This window comes from Vibrio syngnathi (assembly GCF_002119525.1).
Classification (GTDB): Bacteria; Pseudomonadota; Gammaproteobacteria; order Enterobacterales; family Vibrionaceae; genus Vibrio; species Vibrio syngnathi.
Map to the genome: position 1 here is coordinate 908,271 of NZ_CP017917.1, position 20,277 is coordinate 928,547.

19 protein-coding genes are annotated in these 20,277 nt (G+C 43.4%); 8 read left to right on the forward strand and 11 right to left on the reverse strand.

Translation table 11 applies throughout. The features are described 5' to 3' along the window. Positions 1–34: 34 nt before the first annotated feature. Positions 35–352, reverse strand: coding sequence for a helix-turn-helix transcriptional regulator (locus K08M4_RS18950; RefSeq protein WP_086051009.1), 318 nt, complete (start codon positions 350–352; stop codon positions 35–37). 199 nt (positions 353–551) lie between these two features. Here K08M4_RS18950 and K08M4_RS18955 point away from each other — a divergent pair, with 199 nt between their 5' ends. Next, the gene (locus K08M4_RS18955; protein ID WP_086051010.1) at positions 552–890 is read left to right on the forward strand and encodes a hypothetical protein; all 339 of its coding nucleotides are present in this window, start codon (positions 552–554) and stop codon (positions 888–890) included. A 79-nt stretch (positions 891–969) separates the two neighbouring features. Here K08M4_RS18955 and K08M4_RS18960 read toward each other — a convergent pair whose 3' ends face one another. From K08M4_RS18960 to K08M4_RS18970, 3 genes are all read right to left on the reverse strand, one after another. Further along, the gene (locus K08M4_RS18960) at positions 970–2,055 is read right to left on the reverse strand and encodes a S1 family peptidase (protein WP_086051011.1); all 1,086 of its coding nucleotides are present in this window, start codon (positions 2,053–2,055) and stop codon (positions 970–972) included. A gap of 262 nt (positions 2,056–2,317) precedes the next feature. Further along, positions 2,318–3,451 carry a glycine cleavage system aminomethyltransferase GcvT gene (gene gcvT / locus K08M4_RS18965; RefSeq protein WP_060981379.1) on the reverse strand — a complete coding sequence of 378 codons (1,134 nt, stop codon included), beginning with the start codon at positions 3,449–3,451 and terminating at the stop codon, positions 2,318–2,320. Between the two features lie 469 nt (positions 3,452–3,920). After that, a complete protein-coding gene (locus K08M4_RS18970) occupies positions 3,921–4,544 on the reverse strand; it encodes a helix-turn-helix domain-containing protein (RefSeq protein ID WP_086051012.1) in 624 nt (207 codons plus the stop codon). A gap of 440 nt (positions 4,545–4,984) precedes the next feature. Here K08M4_RS18970 and K08M4_RS18975 point away from each other — a divergent pair, with 440 nt between their 5' ends. The 4 genes from K08M4_RS18975 (at position 4,985) to K08M4_RS22020 (ending at position 9,945) form a co-directional block, all read left to right on the forward strand. Further along, positions 4,985–6,277 carry a serine hydroxymethyltransferase gene (locus K08M4_RS18975; protein WP_086051013.1) on the forward strand — a complete coding sequence of 431 codons (1,293 nt, stop codon included), beginning with the start codon at positions 4,985–4,987 and terminating at the stop codon, positions 6,275–6,277. Between the two features lie 51 nt (positions 6,278–6,328). Further along, positions 6,329–6,709, forward strand: coding sequence for a glycine cleavage system protein GcvH (gene gcvH, locus K08M4_RS18980; RefSeq protein WP_017074376.1), 381 nt, complete (start codon positions 6,329–6,331; stop codon positions 6,707–6,709). A gap of 89 nt (positions 6,710–6,798) precedes the next feature. Further along, positions 6,799–9,693: an aminomethyl-transferring glycine dehydrogenase gene (gene gcvP / locus K08M4_RS18985; protein ID WP_086051014.1), complete on the forward strand. Its 2,895-nt coding sequence runs from the start codon at positions 6,799–6,801 to the stop codon at positions 9,691–9,693. 114 nt (positions 9,694–9,807) lie between these two features. Continuing rightward, a complete protein-coding gene (locus tag K08M4_RS22020; protein WP_157665760.1) occupies positions 9,808–9,945 on the forward strand; it encodes a hypothetical protein in 138 nt (45 codons plus the stop codon). A gap of 732 nt (positions 9,946–10,677) precedes the next feature. On the opposite strand, the gene K08M4_RS18990 is transcribed toward K08M4_RS22020, so the two are convergent. From K08M4_RS18990 to K08M4_RS19005, 4 genes are all read right to left on the reverse strand, one after another. Next, a complete protein-coding gene (locus tag K08M4_RS18990; RefSeq protein WP_086051015.1) occupies positions 10,678–11,226 on the reverse strand; it encodes a hypothetical protein in 549 nt (182 codons plus the stop codon). Between the two features lie 124 nt (positions 11,227–11,350). Next, complete coding sequence (locus K08M4_RS18995) at positions 11,351–11,848, reverse strand: DUF2867 domain-containing protein (RefSeq protein WP_086051016.1); 498 nt, start codon at positions 11,846–11,848, stop codon at positions 11,351–11,353. Between the two features lie 328 nt (positions 11,849–12,176). Further along, entirely contained in the window at positions 12,177–12,779 is a 603-nt protein-coding gene (locus tag K08M4_RS19000; RefSeq protein ID WP_086051017.1) for a putative adenosine monophosphate-protein transferase Fic, read from the reverse strand. Then, positions 12,772–13,227, reverse strand: coding sequence for a YhfG family protein (locus tag K08M4_RS19005; RefSeq protein WP_232460248.1), 456 nt, complete (start codon positions 13,225–13,227; stop codon positions 12,772–12,774). Before K08M4_RS19005 ends, K08M4_RS19000 begins: the two co-directional genes overlap by 8 nt. 166 nt (positions 13,228–13,393) lie before the next feature. Here K08M4_RS19005 and K08M4_RS19010 point away from each other — a divergent pair, with 166 nt between their 5' ends. The 3 genes from K08M4_RS19010 to K08M4_RS19025 all read left to right on the forward strand — a co-directional run bounded on the left by K08M4_RS19010 (position 13,394) and on the right by K08M4_RS19025 (position 16,828). Further along, entirely contained in the window at positions 13,394–14,419 is a 1,026-nt protein-coding gene (locus tag K08M4_RS19010; RefSeq protein WP_086051019.1) for an IS110 family RNA-guided transposase, read from the forward strand. Between the two features lie 472 nt (positions 14,420–14,891). Further along, entirely contained in the window at positions 14,892–15,779 is an 888-nt protein-coding gene (locus tag K08M4_RS19020) for a tyrosine-type recombinase/integrase (RefSeq protein WP_086051021.1), read from the forward strand. After that, positions 15,776–16,828, forward strand: coding sequence for an IS91 family transposase (locus K08M4_RS19025; protein WP_086051022.1), 1,053 nt, complete (start codon positions 15,776–15,778; stop codon positions 16,826–16,828). Before K08M4_RS19020 ends, K08M4_RS19025 begins: the two co-directional genes overlap by 4 nt. 263 nt (positions 16,829–17,091) lie before the next feature. On the opposite strand, the gene K08M4_RS19030 is transcribed toward K08M4_RS19025, so the two are convergent. The 3 genes from K08M4_RS19030 to K08M4_RS19040 form a co-directional block, all read right to left on the reverse strand. After that, positions 17,092–17,631: a hypothetical protein gene (locus tag K08M4_RS19030; protein ID WP_017096700.1), complete on the reverse strand. Its 540-nt coding sequence runs from the start codon at positions 17,629–17,631 to the stop codon at positions 17,092–17,094. 284 nt (positions 17,632–17,915) lie between these two features. Then, on the reverse strand, positions 17,916–19,007 hold the full coding sequence (locus K08M4_RS19035; RefSeq protein WP_086049616.1) for an IS91 family transposase: 1,092 nt from the start codon (positions 19,005–19,007) through the stop codon (positions 17,916–17,918). Beyond that, a complete protein-coding gene (locus K08M4_RS19040; RefSeq protein WP_065678003.1) occupies positions 19,004–19,861 on the reverse strand; it encodes a tyrosine-type recombinase/integrase in 858 nt (285 codons plus the stop codon). The genes K08M4_RS19035 and K08M4_RS19040 overlap by 4 nt, the downstream gene beginning before the upstream one ends. Positions 19,862–20,277: the final 416 nt, after the last annotated feature.

Below are 20,277 nucleotides of genomic sequence, written 5' to 3' on the forward strand. Positions count from 1 at the left end.
CTATTGATTAGAAAGTATCGATTAAAACAAAACGCTACTTGTGTTTTTTGACTGACAAAATCAGTTTGATCAACAGCATTCGCTCTTCACTGGTCAGCAAACGACTGACCGCCCCTACATCTTCTGCGGCTACTTGAGATGCACCGACAACGTCGAGTACGACATCCAAGTCCGTCACTTTCAGGGTTCTCGTGATCGAACGATACTGAGACATTTTTATATCAGCCTCTCCCCGTTCAATTCGTTGGTAGGTTTTCAGGCTCATCCCAGCGCTAGCCGCTAACTTTTCTTGAGACCAATTGCCTTGCTTCCTGCGCTCAATCAGCGCTATTACTATAGGTTCTTGTGACATAAGCACCTCCAGAATAGACAGTTATGACCTAATTTCAGCAAGAAGCAGACCATATTGACTCAGAACAGTTTACATAAGCCATTAAAGGCATATTATTCGGCCGATAAAAACGTTACGTTTCATAAACTTTCACACTTACAACAGCGTTAACGCGCAGGCAGATAAGTTTGAATGTTCAAGAGCTAGGAAATAAGAAAAATTGCAAATTGCGAATAATGATAGCGTGAAATTGGAAATTGCGAATCTCTATAAATTGGCATTTCCTTGCATACAACAAGCTTTAGAATCAGAAGATACCCGTAATGAAATTGTTGTGGTACAGCATAGATTACTAACTTACAAAGAAGTGCTGTTACACGGAAATATGCTGGAAGATAAAGAATTAAAACAGGCTTTTTCTGCATTGAACCAAAGCGAGAAAGGTGTTGTTCAAGGTGGTATTCAGAATATAAACGATGCAATAAAGCAAATGGATGAGATTATCGAAAGGTATAGCAGGAAGGCGAATATCAATAAGCAGGCTTATAAACAAGTTTGAATCGATAGTACACAGAAATAACTAAGTCGACGCTTATTAAAGCGTCGACTTACACAAAAACAAGGTGTGTAACGTAAAGCTATTTTCTAAAGCGAGTAAACGTTCTAAAGCCGGCAAATAACATCAACATACCAAGCATGCCAAATGATGCACCACCGCCACTGCTACCAGAGCTTGTAACGGGCTTCTTCTTCAAGCCGGAGTATGCCGACCTCTTAGCGTGAGTTGAAACAAACTTAGCGGTTTCTGTACCCGCGATCACGCTATCAATCCAATCTTTATAATCGTATATTTCAGTAAATACGGACGTTACAACAGAATTACCGCCACAGGTTGCAGGACCAAAGCTAGTAATACCGACTTGTCGATAATCTGAACCATCTTTCCAGTAAACAGGACCACCAGAATCACCTTGGCAGGTACTTCCATATAAACTAGTGAAAATGTTGAAATCACCAGTGAAACAAATTTGTTTACCAGTTAGAGGAGGATTTGGGTTGTCCTTACCTGTAAATGCGTTCTTGCACGTTGTGTTATCTACGTAAGCCAGAGTTACTCTCTGTAATAAGGTGGTTCCGTCAAAGCCTGTACGTGTATTACCATGACCAACGGCCACAAAATCACTCGCCGCATTACGATAAGTTTCATTTAATGGATGCTTCACAACATCGTTGATCGAATCAACATTGAGTGCACTTTCTAGCTTGAGAATAGCAACATCATTGCGTAAAAAGTCGCTGATTTCATCCGAGTAATCACTAGGGTAATAAACCTCAGAAACACGCGCTTTCTGGATATTACCCTTAGGGAATTGAGAGGTATCTTCTATCTGAGGAACAACAACAGTAAACAACTGTCCTTCCTCATCACCATAGATACAGTGCGCAGCAGTCAAAACATGGCTTGGGTCAAGAATCGTTGCACCACAATATGAGCCCGTTGAGTAAACCCCATCGTAATCAATACGATCGATAAACAAGCTTGCCATTGATGGGAAATCAGTGACTGAAGCGTTGCTACCGTTAACGATATAAGGTGAAACACCGACATTTGGAGTACTTTCGACCGAGTTTTCCGTCGCCATAACACTTGATGTGTAAATCAATGGAGCTAAAAGCCCTAAAACGGCTTTACGAACCGGACTCATTGTATGGTTAACATTCATAGACAACTCCTTGTAACCCCTACTACTTATTTACAAAAATGATGAGTCGACACCATAACACGTCACAACTGTGATTATAGTAAGTATTTGTAGCGATATTGCCACATCTCTCATTTTATAAACGAATTTTCAGTAGCCGCTGTTCGTTGCAATACTAAAGATAATACGGTCGCAGAAACAAAAAAGCCTACCGTTGAACTTCTCTACACAGAGAAGCAAACAATAGGCTTTCATTTCGCTTAATGGTTTCTCTTAAAAGAGATTAACCGCGGTAGTAACGTTGAGGTACGAATGGCATTTTTTCTACTGTCATTGGTAGTTTCTTGCCACGAACTTCAGCGAATACTTCAGTGCCAATAGCCGCTAGATCAGTGCGAACGTAAGCCATTGATACAGGCTTGCCTGCGTTAGGGCCCGCCGTGCCGCTTGTTACTACGCCAACCTTGTTACCTTCAGCGTCAAACAATTCAGCGCCTTCACGTACTGGTGCTTTAGTTTGGCCAACAAGACCAACACGCTTGCGTTGAACGTCTTTAGTCGCGATTTGCTCAAGGATGATGTCTGCGCCTGGGAAACCGCCAGCACGCTCACCGTCAGTACGACGCACTTTTTGAATACCCCATAGAAGGCTAGCTTCTACTGGCGTTGTTGTTGTATCTAGATCGTGACCGTACAAACATAAACCACACTCAAGACGCAGTGAATCACGTGCACCAAGGCCAATCCACTCTACTTCAGCTTCTGAAGTTAGCTTACGCGCTAGTGCTTCAGCATGATCATTCGGTACAGAGATTTCGTAGCCATCTTCGCCTGTGTAACCACTGCGGCTTACGATACATTCCACACCATCGATATCCACTTTTTGAACATCCATGAACAGCATGTCTGCAACGCTAGGTTGGAAACGAGCCAGTACTTCAGACGCTTTAGGGCCTTGAAGTGCTAGTAGAGCACGGTCATCAATCACTTCCATTTCTACGTCTGCAGGAAGGTGAGCCGTTAGGTGGTCGATATCTTGTGTCTTACAAGCTGCGTTCACAACTACAAATAGGTGATCGCCAAGATTTGCAACCATCAGGTCATCCATGATGCCGCCCTGCTCGTTAGTAAAAAACGCGTAACGCTGCTTACCAGAAGGAAGGTCAATAATATCTACGGGAACCAAAGATTCTAAGACAGCAGCTGCATTTGCACCATGTAGACGAAGTTGCCCCATGTGAGAAACATCAAAAAGACCGGCAGCGTCACGAGTGTGTAAGTGCTCTTTCTTTACACCTAGTGGGTACTGAACTGGCATATCGTAGCCAGCGAAAGGAACCATTTTCGCACCCTCTTCAACGTGAAGCGCATGCAGTGGTGTTTTTAGTAGGTCTTGATTAGCGTGTTCTTGAGTCATTTTATTCTCCATGAAGCGTTGCAGGCTGTCCAAAATCGAGTCTGCCGCTTATATCTCTATTTAGAGTCACCTCTAACGATACGGGTTAACGTTAGAAACAGTAGATAGTAAAAAGTGATATCTTTTATATAGGCTTATATTGTTAGCGTTATAAATATGAATGGCTGTACAAATCCCATACAACTCACTTTCTAAGAATTCACTTCAGTAAACTTCAATCAACATGAGTAAACCGTGTTCACTATAATAAACAAGGCTGAGTCAGTTTTACACCCTTAACAATAGTCAAACAGCTCAAAATGTGACATTTAACAATTTAAAAACAATTGTTCGATACATACAAAAACGCGATATTGATGATTTTCACATCAATATCGCGTCTATTGGCTAACGTTCGAAACAAAAGCAAACGTTTGCATTCACTATAAGAAATTCAAAGTTTGTTAGCTTATTTTGCAATAACCTACAGTTATTTTGCAGTCACCCACAGAATGAGTGCATCTTCAGCACTCGTTGAAATCAGCATGTGGCCCATATTCGCATCGTAATACATGCTATCGCCTTCACTCATTGGCACAGGCTCGTAGAATTCTGAGTAGAACATCACATCACCAGATATGATCATTAAGAACTCTTCACCATCGTGGCGCACCCAATCGTTATACTCTTCAAAAGTACGAGCTCTCACTCGACTCTTAAACGGCATCATCTTCTTATTAGAGAGCTCTGTGGCAAGCAATTCGTGTTCATAAGTTGGTGTTGGGTGTGGTTTACCTTGGCCTGCCTTGGTTAAATCACGACGTCCTGTGGCGACTTTTTTTCTCGGTGGTTCAAAGAGTTGCGGCATATCTATCTGCAACCCCATAGCCAATTTCTGCATTGCTTGAAAGGTCGGTGAGATCTGTTCGTTCTCGATTTTACTGAGCGTAGAACGTGCTAAGCCTGTGCGCTGGCTTGCCTCTTCTAGCGTGATCCCAAGCTTACTGCGAATGTCTTTAATACGCTGGCCAAGCCTAAGAGGTTCGATATTCTGGTCTAACGTTTCCTTCGCCAACGTTAGAGATGGGTACTCATCATAAATGTCTTCTGACATAGGTCCCTCATTAATTTTTTACTTCCTGTCTATTAATTTCATTCTTGCATAAAGCGCTTTGTTGATTAAAGAGCGCACAGAGAAATAAAGCGTGCTCCCCGTAGCAAAACAAGAAAATCTGTTTCCTATTGGAAATTTTTGTTGAAAATTGATTTTAACGGAGCTATGTTATCGACTTGTTAGATGAAGAGATGCTACTTCGGCTTGCCGCAAATGATAGATTTAACATTTGTAAGAGCTGTTTTTTACCCGAATTTTTGGGAACCAATTCGTGCTGCATTGACCCTACAACGATCGCTTAGACGCTGTAAGAGTATATTTAATACGCAATCAACGTATATCTGTACCTATATAGCGCAAACGATACCGATGCAGAAATCAACGTAAGACCTAATGGACTATAAAAACAATCACCATTAGCTTAATGAAAGGTCTCGACAATGAACGCTTACCAAAACCACAGCTTAGACAGTTTTTTCTCTACGAACCTATCTGGTACTGACGACGCCGTATTTGCTGGAATCCAAGCAGAGAACACTCGTCAAAACGAACAAATCGAACTTATTGCTTCTGAGAACATCGTTTCTAAAGCAGTAATGCAAGCTCAAGGCACTTGCCTAACCAACAAATACGCAGAAGGCTACCCAGGCCGTCGCTACTACGGTGGTTGTGAGCACGTAGATACAGTAGAAGCTATCGCGATTGAACGTGCTAAACAGCTGTTCAAATGTGAATACGTAAACGTGCAGCCTCACTCTGGCGCTCAAGCAAACGGTGCAGTAAAACTTGCCCTACTTCAACCTGGCGACACAATCCTTGGTATGTCTTTAGATGCTGGTGGTCACCTTACACACGGTGCACGTCCTGCAATGTCGGGCAAGTGGTTCAACGCCGTTCAATATGGCGTAGACCGCGACACACTTGAAATCGATTACGAAGCAGTTCGCGCTTTAGCTGTCGAAAGCCAACCTAAAATGATTATTGCAGGTGGTAGTGCTATCCCACGCGTTATTGATTTCGCTAAATTCCGCGAAATTGCTGACGAAGTTGGCGCTATCCTAATGGTCGATATGGCACACATCGCGGGTCTTATCGCGACAGGTGCTCACCCTAGCCCACTACCACACGCACACGTTGTTACCACAACGACGCACAAAACACTTCGTGGCCCACGCGGCGGTATGATTCTTACGAACCACGAAGACATCAACAAAAAGATCAACTCTGCAGTGTTCCCTGGCCTACAAGGCGGCCCACTAATGCACGTTATCGCGGCTAAAGCAGTGGCGTTTGGTGAAGCTCTTGGCCCTGAATTTATTACTTATATTGATTCAGTGATCGACAACGCAAAAGTTCTCGCTGAAGTGTTGCAAACTCGCGGTTGTGACATTGTGACTGGCGGTACAGACACACATCTAATGCTAGTTGACCTTCGCCCTAAAGGCTTGAAAGGTAACGTAACTGAAGAAGCATTAGAGCGTGCAGGGATCACATGTAACAAAAATGGCATACCATTCGATACAGAGAAGCCTATGATTACTTCTGGTATTCGTTTAGGTACGCCAGCTGGGACCACTCGTGGTTTTGGCACTGAAGAATTCAAACTTATCGGTGAATGGATCGGCGATGTACTTGATGGCTTAGTTGAAAGCCCTGAAGGCAATGCTGAAGTTGAGCAACGTGTTCGCAAGCAAGTTAAAGAGCTTTGCAAGCGCTTCCCTCTTTACCGTTAAACCGTTTTTAAGATTTAAATTAAAACCTCATAAATTTTTGGAGAATAAGCAATGGACAATACACTAAAGTTTGCAGACAGCCACGAGTGGGTAAAAGACAACGGTGACGGTACTGTAACTATCGGTATTTCTGAGCACGCTCAAGAGCTACTAGGTGACGTTGTGTTTGTTGACCTGCCTGACACTGGAGACGAAATTGAAGCTGGCGAAAGCTTCTCTCTCGTTGAGTCAGTGAAAGCAGCTTCTGATATCTACGCACCAATCTCTGGCGAAATCGTAGAAATCAACGAAGAATTAGAAGATAGCCCAGAGTTAATTAACGAAGAATCTTATGAAGGTGGTTGGATAGTTAAAGTGAAGATGTCTGATGCGTCTGAACTAAACAACCTTAAAGATGCGGAAGAATACCTAAGCTCTGTAGAAGAAGACTAATAGGTAACCTCATTACGATAAAGCTGCTCTTGTGAGCAGCTTAATTTTAGGGGCTAGCTCACGGCTCCAGAGAGAAAGTAGAACATATCATGACTGAATTACTTCAAAGCCAATTACTGAAAGACTTGGGTACGCAAAACGAGTTTGTTGCTCGTCATAACGGCCCTAATAAAGCAGACCAGCAAAAAATGCTTGAAGCGATCAACGCGACTAGCTTAGACGCACTGATCGACGAAACGGTTCCTGCACAAATCCGTCTTGAAAAACCAATGACACTTGCTGCGCCACTGAGCGAAATGGACATGCTGACCTCTCTTAAAGAGATCGCTAATCTAAACCAAGTGAAACGTACTTTCATTGGCCAAGGCTACTACAACACATTCACTCCAAACGTTATTCTACGTAACGTTTTAGAGAACCCAGGCTGGTACACAGCTTACACACCATACCAACCAGAGATTTCTCAAGGTCGTCTTGAAGCTCTACTCAATTACCAACAAATGGTAATGGACCTTACAGGTATGGAAATCGCGAACGCGTCCCTTCTTGATGAAGCGACAGCGGCTGGCGAAGCAATGACACTGTGTAAGCGCGCTGGCAAAAGCAAGAGCAAAGTATTCTTCGTTGCTGACGATGTTCACCCTCAAACACTAGAAGTTGTTAAAACTCGTGCTGAGTACATCGGCTTTGAAGTCATGGTTGGCGCTCTTGAAACACTTCCAGAGCAAGATGTATTTGGTGCGTTACTTCAATACCCAGGTACAACAGGCGAAGTTCGTGACCTAACAGACATCATTGCGAAAGCTCAAGCTAACAAGACTCTTGTAACCGTTGCAACTGACCTACTTGCTTCTGCACTACTTAAGCCTGTTGGCGAAATGGGCGCAGACGTAGCAATTGGTTCAGCGCAACGTTTCGGCGTTCCTATGGGATACGGCGGTCCACACGCTGCATTCATGGCAACACGTGAAAAGCATAAGCGTACAATGCCAGGTCGTGTAATCGGTGTTTCTATCGATACTCACGGTAACCAAGCGCTACGTATGGCAATGCAAACTCGTGAGCAACACATCCGCCGCGAGAAAGCGACATCGAACATCTGTACAGCTCAAGCACTTCTTGCAAACATGGCGTCTTTCTACGCGGTTTACCACGGTGCAGAAGGCCTACGTACTATTGCGCGTCGTACACACCACATGACAGCTATCCTAGCGGCTGGCCTGACTAAATCAGGTTACGAGCTAACAAACAACAGCTTCTTCGATACCATCACCATCAACTCTGAAGAGAAGACCGATGCACTGTACGCGAAAGCGCAAGCAGCAGACATCAACCTTCGCTTACTTCAAGATAAAGAAGGTAATGGCAAAATCGGTATCAGCTTAGATGAAACAACAACGATCGACGACGTGAACGCATTGTTCGCTATCTTCGACGTGAAAGAAGACGTTCAAGCACTATCTTCTGACATTGCATCAAACGAATTTGCAGCAATTCCAGAAAACTGCCGTCGTGAATCTGAATTCCTAACTCACCCAGTATTCAACACGCACCACAGCGAAACGCAAATGATGCGTTACCTAAAACAGCTTGAGAACAAAGACTTCTCACTAACGCACGGCATGATCCCACTGGGCAGCTGTACGATGAAGCTGAACGCGGCTGCTGAGATGATTCCTGTAACATGGCCTGAGTTTGGTTCAATTCACCCATTCGCACCTCTAGAGCAAGCGGCTGGCTACACAGCGCTAGCGAAAGATCTTAAAGAGAAGCTATGTGAAATCACCGGTTACGACGATTTCTCACTACAGCCTAACTCTGGTGCATCTGGTGAATACGCGGGTCTAATCGCTATTCAACGCTACCACGCAAGCCGCGGTGAAGCTCACCGTAACGTTTGTTTGATTCCAAGCTCTGCGCACGGTACTAACCCTGCAACAGCATCAATGGTTTCAATGAAGGTGGTGGTTGTTAAGTGTGATGAAGATGGCAACATCGACATGACCGACTTAGCAGCGAAAATCGAGAAGCACAAAGACAACCTATCAAGCATCATGATCACTTACCCTTCTACGCACGGCGTATACGAAGAGCAAGTGAAAGAAGTGTGTGAACAAGTACACGCAGCTGGCGGTCAGGTTTACCTAGACGGCGCGAACATGAACGCTCAAGTTGGTCTAACTTCACCTGGTTTTATCGGTTCAGACGTATCTCACTTGAACCTACACAAAACATTCTGTATTCCACACGGTGGTGGCGGTCCGGGTATGGGTCCTATCGGTGTTAAATCGCACCTAGCACAATTCCTACCAGGTCACATCGAAAACGGTGTACAAGGCTCTGACTACGCGGTATCAGCAGCAGATTTAGGTAGTGCTTCAATCCTACCTATCTCTTGGGCTTACATTGCGATGATGGGCGAACCTGGCCTAACAGACGCAACGAAAGTAGCGATTCTGAACGCGAACTACGTGATGGAGAAACTACGTCCTCACTACCCTGTTCTTTACCGTGGCACTAACGGCCGCGTAGCGCACGAATGTATTATCGATATTCGTCCGCTTAAAGAAGACACAGGCATCAGCGAAGAAGATATTGCTAAACGTCTAATGGACTTCGGTTTCCACGCGCCTACTATGTCTTTCCCAGTAGCTGGCACACTAATGGTAGAGCCAACTGAATCTGAAGACTTAGAAGAGCTTGACCGTTTCTGTGAAGCAATGATAGCAATCCGTCATGAAATGGCAGCTGTGAAGGCCGGTGAATGGCCACTAGACAACAACCCTCTAGTGAACGCACCACACACACAAGTTGACCTTTCAGGCGCAGAATGGGATCGCCCTTACTCTCGCGAACTGGCTTGCTTCCCATCGAAAGCAACCAAGAACTCGAAGTACTGGCCAACAGTTAACCGTGTAGACAACGTATACGGCGACCGTAACCTAATCTGTTCTTGCCCAAGCATCGATAACTACGAAGATTAATTTTTGTAGATTTAAGATAAACAAAAGCGAACCAAACGGTTCGCTTTTTTGTTGTCTGAAATCTGAGTTCGACAAAAGCATTGACCTTACCGTGAGGGAAAGGTTTAAGGTGAAATGAATCCAATGAAGAATGAGGAAACAATTATGGGATGTTGCAACAAAGCGCCAAAAGGTGGAGCCCCTATTGGCTTACTTTTAAAGGTCACGCTTGGGATTGGTCTTTTTGTTTTACTGCTGGCATTGTGGCAATAGAAAACTTATGGGGCTTTAGCTTTAAAGCTAAAAAGTGATGGCTTATAAAACAGGAATAGCGCCCAAATAGCCATTGACGCCATAGTCGTTTGTTATGACTCAGTTTCGTCGATGTACTCAATCTGGTTATTCACAGAAATGGCTAAAACTATTGCAAAAACAATCGCGATTGAGATTCTAAGAAAAGCCGATGGGATAATAGATTGTGTAGAAATGACAAACGGACCAGCGAAACCACCAGAAACAGCTCCTAGATAAGTTCGCCTCCGACTCCATTTCATCAGCGAACCACATTCAATACAACGATACTTAGTCCAATGAGAACTAAAGAAAAACCAGCTACATGCCACATTTTTCCGACACTTGGGACATTGTCTAGACTTCATAATTGCCTCATAAAATTAAACTAAGCCGATATAAAACAACCTGATTAGAGAAACATCAAATTTTCTAGCTAGAGTTTCGAGCGAGTTCATGAGTTATAAAACCTTACTAAGTGGCTAATAACGCACACTCACCCTAAAGCCACGCACTTTAGACACAAAACCCAATTGGAACTTAAAATGCCAAGCCTTATCAGTTCACCTTGATAAAAATTTCAAGGCGATATGCCCTTCCTATCCAATCGTACAATTTACTTAATAAAGTGGTTTCGGGCTTGTTCAACACTCGGGATTTAGTGTTGGCTACGCAACACCTTAATCCTTATCTTTTAGGTGAATTACACGAAGATTACAAATAATCGCCTGCTTTTTCATAAGCTTCAAGTTCAATAGGCGACTCAGCGTAGCCAAAGACTTTTAGTTGTAACAAGTATTTCTTTGTAAATGCTTCAAGGCCCATATCCTCTACTTGCTTTACATGGATCAGCTCATGAGACATTAATAATTTGTCACCTTTTGATCTATTGACTATCCAAATACCGTAGCCAAATGTTGTACCAGTAATGTAAGGAGAGTCTAGCCCTAAGCGTTGCATCTGAAATAACAATGATTCATTTTCAGGCAAAGGAATTGAATCGGCATAATGCACGCGAATTTTTTCAGGGTGTTTGATGCCAATCTTGTGCGCTATTTCAATATATTGAGGTAGTAAAGGGACACCTTGGGTTAGAGCTATTTCTTCATTTTTTCTTACATACTTAAAAGAAAGTGGAAAATACGCTTCTAACTGCTCTAATAAATAACTAGGAGGATTTTCATATACTTCATTTTTGTCTTCGCAACCTAAAATTGAAATAGCCAAGAGCAACAGTGCGATAATTTTTAGTGTTCTTTTCATTTGCTGTGAACTCCTTTTCACCTCACGCCAGCATAACACGTTTGCTACCATGCAGATTAAATCTAAATTTACGACTTAATATGGCAAATCAAATCAAACGTTAGCAGCCTGCTTGAACAATTTATTATGCCTGTTCTAACCCTTTCAGGGAGCTTGGTACTATTATTTTATGAAATGGCGTAACGAAGAACATATAGATCTTACCAAACATATTGTTCACATGAACCACGGTATTTGCGTGAACAATTGCGGTTTCTCCTTCAGGCTCAACAAGAAAAGAAACTCGAACATCAAGGTGTTTATCACAGTCTTCTAATACAACTTCATTCTCAGTTGAACTGACCAGCGTAAAAATACCAACTCGTTCACCTACTACATATTCTGAACCTAATTTCTCTCGGGATACATCTTGTAGACCACCCAAGTTTTTTAAACCGAGTTTAGATACAACCCAGTTTCTCATAGACATCAGAAATGCAATCCAACTCGGTGTCTGAGCGGCTATTTCAAGAAACACTTCAATAGCAGTTTGATTATCGTATTTTATTTTTTTCGAAAAACTATCACAGAAATATGAATTTTTGGAATATTCGCTCAATATTGATTTCTTGGGTATAGACATAAACTCTCCTTCAAAAGGCATAGACATAATGACCCCCACGAAAGGTACTAGCCTTCAATATCGTGGGTTAGCTTAAAGCCAAAGCCAAAGCCAAAGCCAAAGCCAAAGCCAAAGCCAAAGCCAAAGCCAGAATTAGTATGTCAAACGACTAAATTTGGAGGCTAGCGCGAATAACGATAGCATAATTTTCATTGACTTAGATACGCATGAGTCCTTCATACAAGTCGTTACATTGAAAGAGCATAGAGGCGAACAACGTGAACACCTTAAACACACAACTAAACCAAGCTGAAAATTCCGAGTGTAGCAAATAGTGTTGATGCGATTGTTAACTGCGCTTTTCAGCTTTAGTTACACAAACAGAAAACAGCTCTTTCATCGGCACATAATTACAATGATAACCATGGATATTTGCGGCTACCCACTGCTCAGAAGTAATACCAGCAAAATTAATATTGTAACCACAGTTGATTGCAATATGCTCAAACAACAAACGCTGAGCACGACCATTACCTTCTCGAAATGGATGTAGAACGTTAATGTCGCAATAATACTCAGCTAATTTAGTTAGAAATTCATCGTATGGTAGATCCACTAAATACTTATCTTTTTCTAACATTGAAAACAGATTATTCGCTTCTTTTTCAATCCTAACTACATTACAGAAACGTGTATTTCCCTTTGAAATATCAATCGTTCTTAGTTCGCCTGCCCATTCAAATAGATCGGAGAACAAATTTTGATGAATTGAACGCAGGTAGCTGAAATCGTAAGGAGGTAATTGAAACTCCACATACATTGCAGCTAACGTTGTTAAATCACGTTCAGCAGCCTCTAATACTGCTTCATTTCTGATATTGAGCTTATTAACAAGAACTGTACTATTTTCGTAAGTATAAGGATCTTGTGTTGTGCCATATTTATCAGCCATTGAGCGCCTCTAACGAATTTACGTTTGAGTATTTGTTTAACAAAATTTGACGTTGTTGCTCTCTATCGAGTGATAAATCGAAATCACTAGCAACATCATGTCCCTCTAAACGCATACTTTCTTTAAAGTTATCCATTTTAACTTGTTCGAAATAGGCATGTTTTTCTTCGTAAGAAGAAAGTATTGAATTACTTGGCATAACTAAATCAATCTCATTAAGTTGAGATTGAATCGTTATTCCTGACTCAAAGACACCCCAGCTGTTAATAGAAAAACGAAAGGTTCGACCTTGGCGCTCTCTTTGAATATTTAAGCCTAAATTTTCAACTAATGAGTTAACTACGGATTGTACTTTACGTTCAGAAATCCCAGTTGCAGCCACGATAGCTTGAGTATTTGGAGATTCCAATCGTGTCATTGCAGCTAAAACTAATAATTCGTACTTCATGCTTACCTCGCACATTTATGCGGAAATAATATTAGTCTACTACTCAAAGGGAATCATTACCATATTTGAAAACTAAATTAATAAAGAAGCGGTTAACGAATGACATGGATTCCCCCTACCGAGGACCTGCCACACTTATGTGGTACTTAAATGCACCGGAGGCACCATGTCTGATTATTCTTATTTCTGCGGTATCGACCTAGCTAAAAACCACTTTAGCCTTCATGCCGTAGACCAAAATGGTAAAGTCTTACTTCATAAGTCAGTAACCCGCTCTAAACTACTGACTGCAATAGTAAATATGCCACTCATGCGTATAGGCGTTGAAGCGTGTGGTGGTGCACATTATTGGGCAAGAACACTCAATAAACTGGGTCACGACACTCGCATTATGGCTGTTAAATACGTAATTCCTTATCGAACTAAGGGAAAAAACGACCTTAATGATGCAGTCGCTATCTGCGAAGCTGTTCAGCGGCCATCAACTCGCTTTGTTCCTGTTAAGTCCCCCGAGCAACAAGCCATCTTATCGGTACATAGAATGAGAGAGCATTGGGTTCGTGAACGCACCGCGCTTATGAATCGCATGCGCGCCCTACTTTCTGAGTTCGGGTTGATCATTCCCGTTGGTCGCTCTTCATTGATGAAACAGGTTCCCTTAATGCTCGAAGATGCAGAAAATGAACTGCCACATCTCGCTAGAACGGTGATTGCCGATGCTTATCACCACCTTGGTGAATTGAATCAACGTATCGCCGATACTGAACAAGTCTTTGATTCTTTTGCTAAGGTCAGCACTAATGTTCAACGAGTGATGAAGGTTCGAGGCATTGGTCCTCAAACCGCTACTGCGATACTCGCTTCGATAGGTAATGGCTCTCAATTTGATAAAAGCCGTGATTTCTCTGCTTGGCTAGGCTTAGTACCAAAACAATATTCGACGGGAGGAAAGCCTCGCTTAGGTCGGATAACCAAACACGGCGACAAATACTTACGAACACTATTAGTTCACGGCGCAAGGACCGTGATTGCCAACCTTGGCGACAAGCAAGATAAGCTAAGTCAATGGTGTCGAGGCGTTCTAGAACGAAGAGGAATGAACCGAGCAATAGTGGCACTGGCCGCGAAGAACGCACGAATTATATGGTCACTTTTACACAATCAAACAGAATATAAAAACTATGCTGCTTAAGTAAAAACCTAAGCAACATAAAGAGTTAAACCCACCGGGTCATTGCAGACGCTAATGATGGAGATAGGTTAAGACCACTTGCGGAGAGCCTGTTAATGCGGCGGACACACTAGATGTCATCTAACGAATAAGGCACCGCAGTCGCGCAAAGTCATCAGGGCCACGACGTATGCGAATCGTCGATAAGTAGGCCGAATGTAGAGCGGCAGTCCAAAACCCATCAACATAAGTTTAGCGGATGTTTGACAACCGGGGGAATCCATGTGGCCCTTGTTAAGGTGTGAGCAACGCAATACCTAAGCCGACGCATACCGCCTTAATCACTAAAACCAACGTATAGTAAAAATGCCATGCGTTGCGAATCACTCTTAAACAGTTTGTTGAACGAAGCCGCTGCGCGGCAGATTAAAACGAGTGCAAGCCATACTCTTGTAACACCATCACCCTGATGGTCATTCACAGGAGTAACCCCATGAAACCCGATGACTTAAAACGCTACAACACCCTTTATGAACAACACCTTACCAACCTAAAGCTGCAAGGTAAACGACCTGCGACGATCGATGCCTATTCTCGTGCGGTTCGTCGGATCACCGCTCATTTCGATCGCGTACCTGACACGTTAACCACTGCCGATCTCAAACAGTTCTTCGCGTCTCTTATTCAAACCCATTCGTGGAGCACCATTAAACTCGATCGTAATGGCTTGCAGTTTTTCTATCGCTACACGCTCGATAAACAGTGGGAGTGGCTCAATATCGTCAAGCCGCCACAAGTAAAACGACTGCCCGACATACTGACACCACAGCAAGTCAGCTCTCTGATTACTTACACTCGACAGGCACGTTATCAGGTGTTTTTTCTTACTCTGTACAGCATGGGATTACGACTCAGTGAGGGATTAAATCTTACGGTTCATGATATCGACAGCCAAACAATGCGCGTTCACATACGGGAAGGAAAAGGCGGAAAAGACCGAATGGTGCCGCTTCCTCTGCGAACGCTTAAGGCACTCCGCACACACTGGCTCAGCCATAAACACCCTCGATTACTGTTTCCCGGGCTTAGAAAAGGTGACGACGCACCGATGGACAGAGGCGGTATTCAAAAAACAATGAAGCTTGTACTCAAAGAATGCGGAATCCAAAAACACGCCAGCCCCCACTCACTTAGACATTGCTTTGCAACGCACTTACTTGAGCGAGGGCTTGACCTGCGTTCACTGCAAACGCTACTGGGTCACGCAAGCCTTAACACCACTGCTCGTTACACTCGAATGACCCAAATAAAGCAGCGCGATGCCGTAATGGCCATCAACCAATTAACGGATGCTCTAGACTTAACAGGGAGCATGAAATGAGTACGTTCATTGAGCTGCTTCGCCAACATCACCGTGCGCTTAAGCGTCACTATCATGCTCAGATGAATGGCGATATGCATCGGGCCATTGGGGCGATGCTCCGTTGCAAGACCGAGCAACAAGGTCGCTCACAATGGTTCTGCAGTCACTGTCATCACGACGACCGATTACCGCTTTCTTGTGGTCACCGACACTGCCCTCAATGCCAACAACGCACCACTTCTGACTGGCTACAACGTCAACAGCAAAAGCGGTTACCTGTTCACTATTTCATGGTGACCTTCACTTTGCCGTATCAACTAAGAGTCTTAGCAAGACATCAACCTAGAGCGACATATAACGGTATGTTTAAGGTGGCATCGGGGGTTTTAAAGGACTTTGCGAAAAGACAGATGCAAGGTGAACTTGGGTTTACCGCCGTGCTGCATACCCACAGCCGACAACGAAACTTGCATCCACACCTGCATATTATTGTGACGGCAGGCCAATACGACCCATCAAGACAAACGTGGCACAAAGGCAACAAGCATTACCTTTTTAACGCGTTTGCTTTGGCCAAAGTCTGGCGAGCAAGAATGCTAGAGGCGATTAATCAACATCCTACGTTGTGGCTGCCGAGTGGCATTCCCAAACAATGGGTGGTCGATTGTAGGCAGGTTGGTTACGGTCAGTCAGCACTGAGCTATTTGTCGCGCTACCTCTATCGCGGCGTGTTGCCTGATGAAGACATCATCCATATCACCGATGATACCGTCACCTTCCGCTATAAAGAGAGCCAAGCCAAAGCATGGCGAACGCGCACCTTGCCCATCCTTAAGTTCTTATTGCTCATTTTGCAGCACGTGCTCCCCAAAGGGTTACAACGAGTTCGGGATTACGGATTTTTACGTGGTCAGGCACACGCCTTAAGAGCCCGCATTCAACTGCTGTTATTGAACTTGGTCTATAGGATGCCGCCACTCACCGCCCCGATAAGGAGCAAAGCGACACGGGTATGCCCTTGCTGTGAGCATGAGATGGCGTGCGTTGGAGTGAGCCGACCCATGTAGCCGAAAGGCATTTGATAATAAGGAGAATGGCATCAACGAAAACAGAGGAGATGTGACGACGAAAGAAAGAGAAAATAGCTAACTGGTTGATAAGATTGCTATCGCAACCTTATCTTGACCTCGCTCGCCTTGAGAAAAGCCTCAAAGCGATGTGCCCTTCAAATACAATCGTACAATTTACTTAATAAAGTGGCTTCGGGCTTGTTCAACACTTGGGATTTAGTGTTGTCTGCGCAACACCTTAATCCTTATTCGTTATAAGCCTATTCACCAAGCCATTCAGGTTCAGGATCACCCGATATCCACCCCCAGTCTTTCAACGTTTCTATAAACCTACCTCGATTATATTGGTCGTACGACGCGGGGTTTAGACCAGAACTGTAGTAACCAACCAATTTTTCTGATTCAAATACAGATTCATCGTCATCTTTTCGTGAAGTAACTAGAGTGCCATTTTGACAACCGAATTGAGGTAGCAAACCTGTCACTTCGTATTCTCGGTCATCCGTCCCTAGAAATTTGAATGGTGATATAAATTCAATTCCAAGATCTTTAGATGCATCGAGCCATGCTTGTTGAGGGCGATTAAATAACGATTTTAGACGCTCAGCGTTTTCATTGTCAGATACATCTATGGCTTGAAGGATGCTGAAATCAACAAAACCATCTTCATCAAATGAAACGATCCAACGCTCGGAAAATGCATTAACTTCTACATCTATACAACTCGACCATTCAATATAGTTGACTTGAAATGGAAACTTCTCTTTCGTCATTTGTTCAAGGAAATCAAATAATTTCATATATCCTCTGAGGCTTATAACACTTAAGTATTTATCCGTTGTCGTAGCACAATGGATAAATACCTGTTGGACTTGGCCGCTTCTATCTATGGAATTTGCTTTTTAGGACTGACTTACGTTCCACTATTATCATTAAGACCGGTACCCCGTCAGCCGTCCATTTTCCACTTCTAGCCACCAATTTATCTATTGCGACTATACCCGTTGCATAATCTTTTTAAAAGCGAACAATGCCCCTCTCTCGCCATAACACAACGATAATTTTATTCATTACAATCAGACAACTAGGTCAGTCGGTGCTCTGAAACGACTATCCTAGGTCTAATATTGATGCACACGAGTACCATGCTGTTGCTATGGCAGTTCGGACAACAAGGTTTCTCTTTCAGCACTTCCGATTTCTCTGCGGGTCGCTTTCGTAAGCTTTGCCTAATTTCCGCTATCGCTTTTACCCGCACAGCATTAGCTAGAAAGCCATAGTAGCGTATTCGCATTAGCCCTTTAGGCAACACATGTAAAAGTAAGCGTCGAAGTAACTCGCCCGCATTACAACACATTCTTTGCGTCCCATTGGTTCGGTAGTCTTTGTAACTCATCGTGATACGGCCATCCACGTTATAACTTAATTGGTTGGGATTTAACCCGATACGATTGCAATACCGAGATAGATAACTCACTACCGCTGTAGGCTCGTGGAGTACAGGTTTACTGTACACAACCCATCTCTTACTAGCGGCTTCCTCTAATAAATTACTGTGCGTTGCTATTAACTCGCTTACTCGACATAACATCTCTTTCTTAAAGCGAACGGATAAGGCTTTAACCGGGAGCAGGTAACTCTCTTTTCTTGTCGGTTGCCATTGCCGATCTTTTGTAAGCACCCCACTCGGTAGTAGGCAATGAATATGAGTATGTTGACTCAGATTTCTTCCCCAAGTATGAAGAACCATTAATGCTCCAAGTTGACCGACAAGGTGATGCCGCTCATTAGCAAACGCGCATAATGTTGCCCACACTGAATGAAACAAGCATTGATAAACCACCTTAGGATGCGCTTTAACCAGAGCATTGAACTCGTGAGGTAAGGTAAAAACCATATGATGGTAGGCCACAGGTAAAATATCTTGGCTTCGCTTTGTTAGCCATTGCTGTCTCATCTGCTCTTGGCAATTGGGGCAATGACGATCTCGACAAGAACAGTACCAACGAGTTTCATGGCCACATTGCTGACAACGCCAGTCGTAACTGCCCATACGCTCCGTTCGGCAGTCTCTTAAATGGTTAAGCACTTGCCACTGTCTCGGTGTGACTTTGCTTTTATCAAGCTCTTCTAAGCCTTGTGTTAATACGGCTTGGTAAGGAGATAATGCGTTCATTCGCTCTCCTCCCATAGTTGAGCAACTAAGTCGAACTTACTTCCGTCCGAGCTTTCGTTGTGATGACCTATCCAATGGGTGTACCTCAATGTCGTTTTGATATTCGAATGTCCGAGGTAACGCTGCAGAACATTCAAAGGCATGCCCGATTCGAGCTGATGAGTCGCATAAGCGTGCCTCAAGGCGTGTATTCCTCCTAATTTTCTGACGTTTGCCTCAACTTTTGCTGCTTTGAAGCACTTCTGCAAAGAGCTAATACCCAATGGCTTTTCGGGCTCTAGGCTGGGAAACAGCACTACGGTTGGGTGATAATGACGCCAGTAATTTCGAAGATGATTCAGTTGGCTATCACCCAGTGGAACAAAGCGATCTTTTTTACCTTTACCACAATGAATGTGCAGTCGTTTCGCCGTACCATCGATGTCTTTCACGTACAAGCCGACGACCTCACTGACACGTAGGCCACACCCGTAACACATTTCAAGTGCGGTCTGATATTTAAGACTTCGACAATGACTAATGATACTTCTTACTTCCTCGCGATTAAGCAGCTCCGGTATTTTACTGGCACGTTTAATCGGGGGAACCAGTCGCTCTTCAAATTCCCTATTCAAAACGGCACGATAAAAGAACAAGATGGCATTCAACGCTTGAGCACAAGTACTGCTACTTAAGTTCCGCTCTTTAATGAGCGTGCGCAAATACGCACTAATCTGTTGATCGGTAAGTAAATCGGGAGATAGATCGTAAGTAGTAGATAGATCTTTAACCCAACGTAAATAGCTAGCATGGGTTTTCGGAGAAAAACGGCGAACCGCCATTTCATCGATAAGTTGTTGTCTTAATGGGCTCATGATGTATTCCTTAATCTATGGATACATCATAAGTTTGGTCTATCGGATAAGTGAGAGGAAAGTCCTCCGCGAAGCGGCTTAGTTCAACAGTTCTTAGACAGAAAAATTCTGCATTTAAATATAGAATTTTTCTATCTAGTTTCTTATGCCATCAATTGTACTAGATTTAGTTCATCCATAACAGTGACTTATGATGTGCGCATTGAAACTCAACAAGCAAATATAGAAACTTTCTATCTAGTATGATTCACATTAAAATCATCAGGTTATGTACATAGAAACAGTATCCAACACCATACAAACCTGGCGTTCTTCCAGAGCAAATTAGCCCCTGTAAATCCAATGCTTGACCCTATACGGTAAGGTGTTTATATTGTCGCCCGCCCAACGGGGCACATCCTAAAATACACACCGGC

Excerpts from the sequence above, each read along its gene's own strand:
- K08M4_RS18950 (WP_086051009.1), bottom strand. The coding sequence starts at position 352 with ATGTCACAAGAACCTATAGTAATAGCGCTGATTGAGCGCAGGAAGCAA.
- K08M4_RS18960 (WP_086051011.1), bottom strand. The coding sequence starts at position 2,055 with ATGAATGTTAACCATACAATGAGTCCGGTTCGTAAAGCCGTTTTAGGG.
- gcvT (WP_060981379.1), bottom strand. The coding sequence starts at position 3,451 with ATGACTCAAGAACACGCTAATCAAGACCTACTAAAAACACCACTGCAT.
- K08M4_RS18970 (WP_086051012.1), bottom strand. The coding sequence starts at position 4,544 with ATGTCAGAAGACATTTATGATGAGTACCCATCTCTAACGTTGGCGAAG.
- K08M4_RS18975 (WP_086051013.1), top strand. The coding sequence starts at position 4,985 with ATGAACGCTTACCAAAACCACAGCTTAGACAGTTTTTTCTCTACGAAC.
- gcvH (WP_017074376.1), top strand. The coding sequence starts at position 6,329 with ATGGACAATACACTAAAGTTTGCAGACAGCCACGAGTGGGTAAAAGAC.
- gcvP (WP_086051014.1), top strand. The coding sequence starts at position 6,799 with ATGACTGAATTACTTCAAAGCCAATTACTGAAAGACTTGGGTACGCAA.
- K08M4_RS22020 (WP_157665760.1), top strand. The coding sequence starts at position 9,808 with ATGAATCCAATGAAGAATGAGGAAACAATTATGGGATGTTGCAACAAA.
- K08M4_RS18990 (WP_086051015.1), bottom strand. The coding sequence starts at position 11,226 with ATGAAAAGAACACTAAAAATTATCGCACTGTTGCTCTTGGCTATTTCA.
- K08M4_RS18995 (WP_086051016.1), bottom strand. The coding sequence starts at position 11,848 with ATGTCTATACCCAAGAAATCAATATTGAGCGAATATTCCAAAAATTCA.
- K08M4_RS19000 (WP_086051017.1), bottom strand. The coding sequence starts at position 12,779 with ATGGCTGATAAATATGGCACAACACAAGATCCTTATACTTACGAAAAT.
- K08M4_RS19005 (WP_232460248.1), bottom strand. The coding sequence starts at position 13,227 with ATGAAGTACGAATTATTAGTTTTAGCTGCAATGACACGATTGGAATCT.
- K08M4_RS19010 (WP_086051019.1), top strand. The coding sequence starts at position 13,394 with ATGTCTGATTATTCTTATTTCTGCGGTATCGACCTAGCTAAAAACCAC.
- K08M4_RS19020 (WP_086051021.1), top strand. The coding sequence starts at position 14,892 with ATGAAACCCGATGACTTAAAACGCTACAACACCCTTTATGAACAACAC.
- K08M4_RS19025 (WP_086051022.1), top strand. The coding sequence starts at position 15,776 with ATGAGTACGTTCATTGAGCTGCTTCGCCAACATCACCGTGCGCTTAAG.
- K08M4_RS19030 (WP_017096700.1), bottom strand. The coding sequence starts at position 17,631 with ATGAAATTATTTGATTTCCTTGAACAAATGACGAAAGAGAAGTTTCCA.
- K08M4_RS19035 (WP_086049616.1), bottom strand. The coding sequence starts at position 19,007 with ATGAACGCATTATCTCCTTACCAAGCCGTATTAACACAAGGCTTAGAA.
- K08M4_RS19040 (WP_065678003.1), bottom strand. The coding sequence starts at position 19,861 with ATGAGCCCATTAAGACAACAACTTATCGATGAAATGGCGGTTCGCCGT.